At 47.5% G+C, this 12111-nt stretch carries 4 protein-coding genes, 3 rRNA genes and 1 riboswitch; of the genes, 2 read left to right on the top strand and 5 right to left on the bottom strand.

The window, feature by feature from the left end:
- Positions 1 to 281 precede the first annotated feature (281 nt).
- Positions 282 to 2216 carry an amidase family protein gene (locus MKX40_RS03600; protein ID WP_339239476.1) on the top strand — a complete coding sequence of 645 codons (1935 nt, stop codon included), beginning with the start codon at positions 282 to 284 and terminating at the stop codon, positions 2214 to 2216.
- A gap of 178 nt (positions 2217 to 2394) precedes the next feature.
- On the opposite strand, the gene MKX40_RS03595 is transcribed toward MKX40_RS03600, so the two are convergent.
- Positions 2395 to 3396, bottom strand: coding sequence for a ketoacyl-ACP synthase III (locus MKX40_RS03595; protein ID WP_339239475.1), 1002 nt, complete (start codon positions 3394 to 3396; stop codon positions 2395 to 2397).
- A 301-nt stretch (positions 3397 to 3697) separates the two neighbouring features.
- Here MKX40_RS03595 and MKX40_RS03590 point away from each other — a divergent pair, with 301 nt between their 5' ends.
- Positions 3698 to 4249, top strand: a complete 552-nt coding sequence (locus MKX40_RS03590; protein ID WP_339239474.1) for an NAD(P)H-dependent oxidoreductase — start codon at positions 3698 to 3700, stop codon at positions 4247 to 4249.
- A gap of 182 nt (positions 4250 to 4431) precedes the next feature.
- Here MKX40_RS03590 and rrf read toward each other — a convergent pair.
- The 4 genes from rrf to MKX40_RS03570 form a co-directional block, all read right to left on the bottom strand.
- A 5S ribosomal RNA gene (rrf, locus tag MKX40_RS03585) occupies positions 4432 to 4548 on the bottom strand.
- A 143-nt stretch (positions 4549 to 4691) separates the two neighbouring features.
- Positions 4692 to 7617 (bottom strand): 23S ribosomal RNA (locus MKX40_RS03580).
- A gap of 314 nt (positions 7618 to 7931) precedes the next feature.
- Positions 7932 to 9483, bottom strand: a 16S ribosomal RNA gene (locus MKX40_RS03575).
- Together the 16S, 23S and 5S rRNA genes form the textbook arrangement of a ribosomal RNA operon.
- Before the next feature lie 817 nt (positions 9484 to 10300).
- A complete protein-coding gene (locus tag MKX40_RS03570) occupies positions 10301 to 11677 on the bottom strand; it encodes an NCS2 family permease (protein ID WP_253430011.1) in 1377 nt (458 codons plus the stop codon).
- A 172-nt stretch (positions 11678 to 11849) separates the two neighbouring features.
- Positions 11850 to 11949: riboswitch (purine riboswitch) on the bottom strand.
- Positions 11950 to 12111 lie beyond the last annotated feature (162 nt).

Here is a 12111-nt window from a genome sequence, read left to right as displayed (position 1 = left end):
CTCCATTCCCTCATCTTACTCCCATTCTGTTTCTAATGTTTAATCAATATATCGAATTCATGTCACATTTATTTACATAAGAATAATTAATAGTTTTACTGTGATCAAGTAAATAGAAGCATGGATAAGGTTTTATACCGATCGATATTGATGTATACGTTTTTTTGGATAAATATAAACCTTGTAAGATTACCTAACATAACTATACAATGTGTCAAAAGCATAGAAACAGAATCGCTGTTAACACACATCAATGAGACACAGGAAGGGAGCGTGGATGCATGACTTATCATGGATCTGTATTGAAAAAAAGTGGGGCTTTGTTACTGGCGGGAGCTGTCGTTGCCACAACATGGGGAGGAACATTACCTTCGGCATCAGCCGCAACGGCAACGCCTACAAGCAAAACAACAGTAGCAGCTGTCTCCAAAGGGAAAGCGCCTGCTACGCCGGCAGCATTTGTTCAAGCCATGGAAGAAGCCGCTACACTTGCAGGTGTTCCTTTTACCATGGACAAGCTCTCCGGAACAACCGTACAACGTAAAGATGCTGCGGTTGCCTTGCAACAATGGCTCAAGCTGGATTCGACTACCGAATCATTCAAGGATGTCCCGGATGAATCCACCTTTGCAGGTGCTGTCGGTGCATTGAACACTGCGGGGTTGATGAAAGGCTATACGGAATCCCTCTTCCTTCCAAATGCTGTACTTACCGAGAATGACCTCTCCATACTGAAAGATCGCATCTATAATTACATAAAACCGTTTGTCCTGGAGGAAGCAACCATTATGGATCTCCAGGCCGCTATGACGCAAGGAAAACTGACATCAAAAGAATTGGTTCAGAAATATCTGGACCGCATCGAAAAATACGATGATCAGGGTGTAAGCATCAACGCAGTATTAACCCTGAACCCGGATGCGCTCCAAATCGCGGAGCAATTGGATGAAGAACGTGCAGCTCAAGGTGCCCGCGGACCTCTGCATGGCGTTCCAATTCTGGTGAAAGACAATTTCGATACCAATGACATGCCGACAACTGCAGGTTGTATCTGTCTTAAGGATTCCATTCCAGCTCACGATGCTGAACAAGTGAAGAAACTCAAAGCAGCTGGCGCCATTATCTTGGGCAAAACAAACCTGCATGAATTCGCATTTGGCATCACAACATCCAGCTCATTGGGTGGACAAACATTGAATCCATACGCCCTGGACCACTATCCAGGTGGCTCAAGCGGTGGAACAGGCGCTGCCATTGCATCTAACTTTGCCGCAGCTGGCATGGGTACAGACACTGGCGGTTCGATCCGAATCCCTTCCAGCTTCAACAGCCTTGTGGGTATCCGCCCAACCATCGGACTATCCAGCCGTGAAGGCATTATCCCATTGGCTTTGACACAGGATGTCGGTGGACCAATGGCTCGTACCGTAAGTGATGCCGCAATCATGCTGGATGCTACAGCCGGCTATGACAAAAAAGATGTCGCTACAGCTTACGCGGTTGGGAAAATCCCTTCCAGCTACACTGACTTCTTGGATGTAAATGGACTGAAAGGTGCGCGCATCGGTGTGGCCACCGAACTCATCCCAAGTACCAAAGCTGAAGAAAAAGCCGTTGCTGACGTAATCAACACAGCTGTTGAAGAATTGAAATCACTTGGCGCTACCGCAGTTCCAATTTCTATCCCGAACTTGGCTGAGATCAACAAATACCCAAGCCTTAGTGGATATGAATTCAAGTTCCAGCTGAATGACTATTTGGAATCATTGGGTGCAGATGCTCCATACCACAGTCTGTCCGAGATCATCGCTTCCGGAGAGTTTGATAAGTCCCAAGAACAATCCATGAAGACTCGGGATGCACGCCAAACCCTGGAGACTACCGAATATAAGGATATCGTCCTGAAACGTACCCAAGTTACACGTGAATCCTTGCTGAAAGTAATGGCAGATAATAATCTGGATGCCATCATCTATCCTACGTCCACACAAGCCGCTGGTGTTATTGGCGAAGGACAAAACTCTGGTGGTAACAACCGTTTGAGTCCATTCTCCGGCTTCCCGGCGATCACGGTTCCTGCTGGTTTCACAACCGATGGTCTGCCTGTAGGCATGGAGTTCTTGGGTCGTGCCTTTGATGAAGGAACTTTGATCAAGCTGGCTTACAGCTACGAACAAGGTACACATCACCGCCAAGCGCCTAAGCTTACGCCGTAAAATATTTATGGGATTAAGCATTTCCTTTTAACACAAAAAACAGATGCATTCATATCATTTTATTTAAACAAGTTCTCACTAAAGAGACCACCCTCTTCATGACTGCATGGAGTCCGGGTGGTCTCTTTTATTTTCTCTATTTATTTTTGTGTTACATACAGTCGTATGTTATCCATTACTAAACTTTGTCCGGTACGCCCCACTTCAGCACCAGACCTGCGTAAGTCAGACCACCGCCAAAACCAAATAGAGCTACAGTCTGTCCTTCTTTCAATTTCCCCTCATCCACTGCAAGCTGTAAAGCAAGCGGAATGGAGGCAGCAGATGTGTTTCCACGATACTCGACGCTGGTTAAAGTACGTTCCAAAGGGACCGGGCCACGTTCGCAAACAGCCTCAATCATTCTCATGTTGGCACTATGCGGGACAAACCAGTCAATCTGTTCAGGTCTTAATTCAGCTTTTGCTATAAGCTTATCCAATTGCTCTGGAATCGTCCGTACAGCCCACTTATATACCTCTCGTCCATTCTGAACCAAACAACCTTCGCCCTGTAAAGGCACTCCATCCATCTCTGAAGACAGACCACTCTTATAAAGATGGATACCGCCTTCTCCATGCGTACCGGATATCGCTGCCATAAAGTCACCTTCATCATGTGCAGCTCTCTCCACCAAGAAGGCTCCAGCTCCGTCCCCAAACAGGACACAAGTCGTGCGGTCTGTGTAATCCGTAATTTTGGATAACGTCTCTGCGCCGATAACTAGCACTTTGCGGTACATTCCACTGGTCACCAGACTGTCAGCAAGCTGCAGCCCGTAGGAAAAACCAGCGCATGCCGCATTTAGATCAAGTACACCCGTGTGGTGGATCTTAAGATTAGCCTGTACTCTGGATGCCGTACTTGGGAAAGCATATTCAGGTGTGCTGGTAGCCACAAGAATCATATCCACATCTTCTACACTAACTCCATAACGAGTTATCATATCTTCTACAGCCTTCGTAGCCAGGTCAGATACATATTGATCTTCAGCTGCAATTCGCCGCTCTCTCATGCCTGTACGTTGCACAATCCATTCGTCACTTGTCTCGACTAATTTCTCCAGATCAGCATTCGTTAATATTCGATCCGGTACATATGCTCCCATTGCCGTGATCGTTGCCTTTGATTGATGATTCATATCGGCATTCACCTCATTTGGTTTTTCACCATTATAGCACTAAGTCTTAGTACTTGGTACTAATTTTATAAAAAATTTATTATGATTCTTTCGTTAGTTGTTTATTTTAAAATGATCTCTTCATTTATTACCCAGAGCGATACAAACGATGGCATGCATTTTTGATGAAGAATTGTGAATATCCCCTGACTAACATGAAGAATGTCTTAATTAAATGCGTTTTTTATAGACAGTTCATTCCAACAGGGGGAAAATAAACAGATTACCCTACATTACTAAAGAATAGAGATGACCTATACCCATGAAAGAATTAAATATCCTTGCCATTTCCGGAAGTCTGCGTAATCAGTCCTCCAATACGTTACTAATGCACGCCATAATTAAGCTGGCTCACACTAACCTTAAGTTTGAAGTATATGATGGATTAAATGATCTGCCACATTTTAACCCTGATCTCGATGTCGAGGAGGGTCCAGTGTACATACAGAACTTGAGAGCCCAACTTAAGCATTCGGACGGTGTCCTTATCTGCACGCCAGAGTATGGAAATGGCGTTCCCGGGGTCTTAAAAAACGCACTAGATTGGGTTGTATCTTCTGGAGAATGGCTCAATAAACCCACTATTGCCATCGCTGCTTCCCCAAGCCCCATGGGAGGTGACAAAGCCCATGCTTCCTTATTGCTGACACTAAACATGATCAATGCACAAGTTCTACAGGAGGGCTGTTTAACCATTCCTCATATTACATTGAAAATGAACAAACAAGGCGTCATCATTGATTCGGAAACCCAGCATGCATTGCAGAACTCCCTTTCAATCCTTGAGAATGCTTGCAATCAAATGAAAAGCTAGACAAATGTTGTACTTAAATCCCTGATAGAGAAATGATCCTTTTAAAGTTATTTATCATTCTCATAAATATTGAAATAAAAAAACAGCCTTGGTTATTTACCAGGGCTGTTAAGGTTTATATAAGTATTTAGGATTAAAATAAAAAAAGACACACTCGATATGATCAAGTGTGTCCTTCGATTGCTTGGCGGCGTCCTACTCTCCCAGGACCCTGCGGTCCAAGTACCATCGGCGCTAGAGGGCTTAACGGTCGTGTTCGGGATGGGTACGTGTGGAACCCCTCCGCCATCGCCACCAAACGCGATTTGTCGAAGCATAGCTTCTTGAAATCAGATATGGAACTGAAAATCATACACACATTCTGTGATGTACCAATTTTCATTTCAGAGATCGTTCTCTGAAAACTAGATTCGAAACGAAACATGCGAATTACAACTTGCTATTGGATAAGCCCTCGACCGATTAGTACTGGTCAGCTCCATGCATTGCTGCACTTCCACCCCCAGCCTATCTACCTCGTCGTCTTCAAGGGGTCTTACATACTGGGAAATCTCATCTTGAGGGGGGCTTCACGCTTAGATGCTTTCAGCGTTTATCCCGTCCGTACATAGCTACCCAGCGGTGCTCCTGGCGGAACAACTGGTACACCAGCGGTACGTCCATCCCGGTCCTCTCGTACTAAGGACAGCTCCTCTCAAATTTCCTACGCCCACGACAGATAGGGACCGAACTGTCTCACGACGTTCTGAACCCAGCTCGCGTACCGCTTTAATGGGCGAACAGCCCAACCCTTGGGACCTACTTCAGCCCCAGGATGCGATGAGCCGACATCGAGGTGCCAAACCTCCCCGTCGATGTGGACTCTTGGGGGAGATAAGCCTGTTATCCCCAGGGTAGCTTTTATCCGTTGAGCGATGGCCCTTCCATGCGGTACCACCGGATCACTAAGCCCGACTTTCGTCCCTGCTCGACTTGTAGGTCTCGCAGTCAAGCTCCCTTATGCCTTTGCACTCTTCGAATGATTTCCAACCATTCTGAGGGAACCTTTGGGCGCCTCCGTTACTCTTTAGGAGGCGACCGCCCCAGTCAAACTGCCCACCTGACACTGTCCCCGCACCGGATTACGGTACCAGGTTAGAACCTAGATACGATCAGGGTGGTATCCCAACGTTGCCTCCACGCAAGCTGGCGCTCACGCTTCAAAGGCTCCCACCTATCCTGTACAGATCGTACCCAAATTCAATATCAAGCTGCAGTAAAGCTCCATGGGGTCTTTCCGTCTTGTCGCGGGTAACCTGCATCTTCACAGGTATTAAAATTTCACCGGATCTCTCGTTGAGACAGCGCCCAAGTCGTTACGCCATTCGTGCGGGTCAGAATTTACCTGACAAGGAATTTCGCTACCTTAGGACCGTTATAGTTACGGCCGCCGTTTACTGGGGCTTCGGTTCACAGCTTCGGATTGCTCCTAACCACTCCCCTTAACCTTCCAGCACCGGGCAGGCGTCAGCCCGTATACTTCGCCTTACGGCTTCGCACAGACCTGTGTTTTTGCTAAACAGTCGCTTGGGCCTTTTCACTGCGGCCCCCTCGTGCTATTCACACTACCGGGGCACCCCTTCTCCCGAAGTTACGGGGTCATTTTGCCGAGTTCCTTAACGAGAGTTCTTCCGCGCGCCTTAGAATACTCTTCTCGCCTACCTGTGTCGGTTTGCGGTACGGGCACCTTCACCTGGCTAGAGGCTTTTCTTGGCAGTGTGAGATCATGACCTTCGCTACTACAATTTTCGCTCCCCATCACAGCTCAGCCTTATGATGTGCGGATTTGCCTACACATCAGCCTTACTGCTTAGACGGACATCCATCAGTCCGCGTCACTACCCTACTGCGTCCCCCCATTGCTCATAACGGCTTACGGTGGTACAGGAATTTCGACCTGTTGTCCTTCGACTACGCCTTTCGGCCTCGCCTTAGGTCCCGACTTACCCTGAGCGGACGAGCCTTCCTCAGGAACCCTTAGGCTTTCGGCGGATCAGATTCTCACTGATCTTTTCGTTACTCATACCGGCATTCTCACTTGTATAATGTCCAGCGCTCCTTACGGTACACCTTCAACCCTTATACAACGCTCCCCTACCCCTGATGCAAAGCATCAAGCCATAGCTTCGGTGGTGTGTTTAGCCCCGTTACATTTTCGGCGCAGAGTCACTCGACCAGTGAGCTATTACGCACTCTTTCAATGGTGGCTGCTTCTAAGCCAACATCCTGGTTGTCTGTGCAACTCCACATCCTTTCCCACTTAACACACACTTGGGGACCTTAGCTGATGGTCTGGGCTGTTTCCCTTTTGACAATGGATCTTAGCACTCACTGTCTGACTCCCGGAAGTAAGTCTATGGCATTCGGAGTTTGACTGAGCTTGGTAACCCTTGCGGGCCCCGCACCCAATCAGTGCTCTACCTCCACGACTCTGTTTTCCGAGGCTAGCCCTAAAGCTATTTCGGGGAGAACCAGCTATCTCCGAGTTCGATTGGAATTTCTCCGCTACCCCCACCTCATCCCCGCACTTTTCAACGTGCGTGGGTTCGGGCCTCCAGTGCGTGTTACCGCACCTTCACCCTGGACAGGGGTAGATCACCCGGTTTCGGGTCTACGTCCACGTACTACATCGCCCTATTCAGACTCGCTTTCGCTGCGGCTCCGGCTCTTCACCTTAACCTTGCACGGGAACGTAACTCGCCGGTTCATTCTACAAAAGGCACGCCATCACCCCTAAAACGGGCTCTGACTTTTTGTAAGCACACGGTTTCAGGTTCTATTTCACTCCCCTTCCGGGGTGCTTTTCACCTTTCCCTCACGGTACTGCTTCACTATCGGTCGCTAGGAAGTATTTAGCCTTGGCAGATGGTCCTGCCGGATTCATACGGGGTTTCACGTGCCCCGCACTACTCGGGATCCGTCTCGGAGAGAATCAACTTTCAATTACAGGGCTTTTACCTTCTTTGGCGGGCCTTTCCAGACCTCTTCGTTTAACTGACTCCTTTGTAACTCCATGTGAGACGTCCCACAACCCCAAAGAGCAAGCTCTCTGGTTTGGGCTTCTCCGCGTTCGCTCGCCGCTACTGACGGAATCACTATTGTTTTCTCTTCCTCAGGGTACTTAGATGTTTCAGTTCCCCTGGTATGCCTCTACACAACCTATGTATTCAGTTGTGAGTAACTGGAAATTACCCCAGCTGGGTTTCCCCATTCGGACACCCCCGGATCAAAGCTTGCTTACAGCTCCCCGAGGCAGTTTCGTTGTTCGCCACGTCCTTCATCGGCTCCTAGCGCCTAGGCATCCTCCGTGTGCTCTTAGTAGCTTAACCAAATTGCTCCGGTTTCGATCGCTCGCTTCCCTTGTTTTGGACTGCGTCCAAAGCCAAAAGTCGCTCCCAGTCGATACCATCGCAACAGCAATTAACTACCGTTTTTATTGAAACTTGTTTACACAAGTTCAGCTAAAAAGGAATGTTCTAATTCGCATTTACTTTCGTTTCGATATCTAGTTTTCAAAGAACAAGCTCCATGCAAAAGCAAGCTGTTTGAGAGTTTGAGCTCTCAAAACTGAGCAACGAGTGAGTAGTTTTGCAGCTAAGCTGCGTATTTGAATGTTTCCGTTACAGGAAACGATTCTCCATAGAAAGGAGGTGATCCAGCCGCACCTTCCGATACGGCTACCTTGTTACGACTTCACCCCAATCATCTATCCCACCTTCGGCGGCTGGCTCCTTGCGGTTACCCCACCGACTTCGGGTGTTATAAACTCTCGTGGTGTGACGGGCGGTGTGTACAAGACCCGGGAACGTATTCACCGCGGCATGCTGATCCGCGATTACTAGCAATTCCGACTTCATGCAGGCGAGTTGCAGCCTGCAATCCGAACTGAGACCGGCTTTTTAGGATTCGTTCCACCTCGCGGCTTCACAGCCCGTTGTACCGGCCATTGTAGTACGTGTGTAGCCCAGGTCATAAGGGGCATGATGATTTGACGTCATCCCCACCTTCCTCCGGTTTGTCACCGGCAGTCACCTTAGAGTGCCCACCCGAAGTGCTGGCAACTAAGATCAAGGGTTGCGCTCGTTGCGGGACTTAACCCAACATCTCACGACACGAGCTGACGACAACCATGCACCACCTGTCTCCTCTGTCCCGAAGGAAAGATACATCTCTGCATCGATCAGAGGGATGTCAAGACCTGGTAAGGTTCTTCGCGTTGCTTCGAATTAAACCACATACTCCACTGCTTGTGCGGGTCCCCGTCAATTCCTTTGAGTTTCAGTCTTGCGACCGTACTCCCCAGGCGGAGTGCTTAATGTGTTAACTTCGGCACCAAGGGTATCGAAACCCCTAACACCTAGCACTCATCGTTTACGGCGTGGACTACCAGGGTATCTAATCCTGTTTGCTCCCCACGCTTTCGCGCCTCAGCGTCAGTTACAGCCCAGAGAGTCGCCTTCGCCACTGGTGTTCCTCCACATATCTACGCATTTCACCGCTACACGTGGAATTCCACTCTCCTCTTCTGCACTCAAGTCACCCAGTTTCCAGTGCGATCCGGGGTTGAGCCCCGGGATTAAACACCAGACTTAAATGACCGCCTGCGCGCGCTTTACGCCCAATAATTCCGGACAACGCTTGCCCCCTACGTATTACCGCGGCTGCTGGCACGTAGTTAGCCGGGGCTTTCTTCTCAGGTACCGTCACCTTGAGAGCAGTTACTCTCCCAAGCGTTCTTCCCTGGCAACAGAGCTTTACGATCCGAAAACCTTCATCACTCACGCGGCATTGCTCCGTCAGGCTTTCGCCCATTGCGGAAGATTCCCTACTGCTGCCTCCCGTAGGAGTCTGGGCCGTGTCTCAGTCCCAGTGTGGCCGATCACCCTCTCAGGTCGGCTACGCATCGTCGCCTTGGTGAGCCGTTACCCCACCAACTAGCTAATGCGCCGCAGGCCCATCCCCAAGTGACAGATTGCTCCGTCTTTCCAGTTTCCTTCAGGCGAAGAAAACAATTATTCGGTATTAGCTACCGTTTCCGGTAGTTGTCCCAAACTTGAGGGCAGGTTGCCTACGTGTTACTCACCCGTCCGCCGCTAAGCATCAAAGAAGCAAGCTTCTTATCAACTCCGCTCGACTTGCATGTATTAGGCATGCCGCCAGCGTTCGTCCTGAGCCAGGATCAAACTCTCCAATAAAGTATTGAAAAGAGCGATAAGCTCATTTTGAATCTGACGAGATTAAACATCTCATTTGTGCTCCAGTCGATTCAAGCCAAGGCTTGTTTCAAACTTTCGCGTTCATTCTGCAAGCAGAATGTTTACTCACTCGTTGTTCAGTTTTCAAAGATCAAACTTGTTTCGTTACCGAATGTCGTTCTCTTCAGCAACTCTTATATAATATCATGTCCGAACCAACTTTGCAAGCTCTTTTTTTAAGTTTCTTTCGAAGCTCATTTCATTCGCTTGCCGCACCGTGTATCTCGTGTTTTCTTGGCCGGAATTAGAATATACCATGTACAGTTATCGGATGCAAGTCTTTTTTTTCGAATAAGATTAGTTTCTTCAAATATATTATCCATAGTCCTTTAACAAGCATTTCCTCAGTGTCGGACGTATGATACGTATGAATCCCCCCCCCGTACGATTAACCAATCCTATTGTAGAGAAAACTCCTTTTCTATACACGCTACCACAATTGCGCTAATGACATTCAGATCACGAGAAGTTCACTTCACTATTATCCTTCATTTTAAAAGAAAGAATAGTATAGAATCTTCATACTTATAGAAACATGCTAACTGTATGATCTCATTGGATAATTAATCAACAGATCATAGAGCATTATACTCATTCCTTCTATTATAGAAGGAAAACAATTTTGAAATTCATTTTACTCAAGAAAAGAAAACAAAAAAAGCGAAAGCTCCGGGTTTAGATCCCGTGGCTTCCGCTTTTCTTTCATATATAAGACTACATACTTAATACAGTATTCTTCCTCACAACTATTGTATGCTTACTCCCCGCCAATAAATACGTATCGGCAGACTACAATGATTGCCAAGATCCACATGAGCCAGTGAATTTTAACTTTACGCTCTGTAACCAAGTTACTGAACACCGCCAGAATCACATAAGATACGATACCTGCGGAGATCCCGTTTGCAATTCCGCCTGTGAAAGGCATCAATACAATGGTAAGGAACGCTGGGAAAGCTTGCAGGAAATCATCCCACTCGATGCTACGTACTTGACTCATCATAAGCACACCCACGATGATCAATGCCGGAGCTGTCGCAGCGGATGGAACAACCAGCGCAAGCGGAGCGATAAACAGGGCCAAAATGAACAACAAACCTGTCGTTACCGAAGTCAGTCCTGTACGTCCACCCGCCTCAACGCCTGAAGCACTTTCAACGTATGCCGTAATTGTACTTGTACCCAGTGCAGCACCTGCACTGACACCAACTGCATCGACGAGCATCGCTTTACCGATCGTTTTCTCGCCTTTTTTCTTGTCCTTCATAATCCCCATACGTGTTGCCGTACCAACCATCGTACCGAACGTGTCGAACAATTCAACGAAGGTGAAGATGAAGATGATCTCGAACAATCCGAGACTGATAGCACCTTTCAAATCCAGTTGTCCAACTGCCAGATCGCTGAAGTTAGGCAACCAGCTTGCGCCTGAAAGACCACTCAGATTCGTAACACCCATTGGAATACCAATCAGCGTTGTTACTACGATCCCGATCAGCAGAGCGCCTTTGACACGCATAACCATCAGTATAGCAATCAGGAGCAAACCAATCAGAGCCAGCAATGCATCGTGATGTGTTACAAAGTTGCCCAATGACAGGTTAAAACTGCTACCCGGAATCGGCTGACTCAGGTCTGCGTCTGGTGCGACATTAACGGTTACCGCCACGAGATTAGCAAGTTTGAAACCGATGATGGTAATAAAGAGACCGATACCCACCGTAATGGCCATTTTGATCGACTGCGGAACTGCCACAAGCAGCATTTGCCGAATCTTTGTCACGGTCAAAATAATGAACACGATACCGGAAAGGAATACCGCTCCGAGAGCAGCCTGCCAAGTAATCGCCCCGTTCGAACTTAGAACAACAGTCATGAAGTACGCATTCAATCCCATACCTGGTGCAAGCGCGATTGGAATATTCACGAACAATCCCATAATAATAGTCATTAATCCGGCACCGACGGCTGTTGCAAAGAATACTGCATTATCCGACATACCCGCTCCGGCCTGTCCCAAGAACAACGTATTTACGAAAAGAATGTAAGCCATTGTCATAAAGGTAGTAAGACCCGCAACAATCTCCGTTCTAACATTTGTTCCGTTTTCTTTTAATTTAAAAAAACGATCCATAATTCACTAACTCCCCCTTAGAGATGTTGAAGCCATATTGAAAAACGACAAATGACCCTGATGAATATTCTTCACCCAGGGTTCAGCTGACAAGGAGCGGCACGATGCCATTTACTAAGAACAAAAAAAATTCTAATGTGCGTGATGTCCCGCAATCATGTAGAATTCCTGTGCTCAGCCTTCTCCTCTTCGTAGCCAGATCATTAGGGTGATCTCGTAGAGACTCTCAGGCCAATTCCCGAGATTATACGAATTAGTATGCGCTATTTGTTTGTTTCCCATCACTATTTTAGGAGGGCAATATGTTTTTGTCAATCATAAAAACGAATGTTAATATCGATATCCTATAATATCGTTCGTATTATTTAACAGATTGAACCAGTTCAGCGGTTTACAACCCAATTGTATGCGCTTTTTTCGGTGAAATCTCTAGG

It is taken from the genome of Paenibacillus sp. FSL R5-0517 (genome assembly GCF_037974355.1).
In the GTDB taxonomy this organism is placed as follows: Bacteria; Bacillota; Bacilli; order Paenibacillales; family Paenibacillaceae; genus Paenibacillus.
The sequence above is the reverse complement of the archived record's forward strand: the minus strand, read 5'-3'. Positions and strand labels throughout refer to the sequence as shown.

Bases quoted from the DNA above. Each gene is read 5' to 3' on its own strand.
- MKX40_RS03600 (WP_339239476.1), top strand. From the start codon at position 282: ATGACTTATCATGGATCTGTATTGAAAAAAAGTGGGGCTTTGTTACTG.
- MKX40_RS03595 (WP_339239475.1), bottom strand. From the start codon at position 3,396: ATGAATCATCAATCAAAGGCAACGATCACGGCAATGGGAGCATATGTA.
- MKX40_RS03590 (WP_339239474.1), top strand. From the start codon at position 3,698: ATGAAAGAATTAAATATCCTTGCCATTTCCGGAAGTCTGCGTAATCAG.
- MKX40_RS03570 (WP_253430011.1), bottom strand. From the start codon at position 11,677: ATGGATCGTTTTTTTAAATTAAAAGAAAACGGAACAAATGTTAGAACG.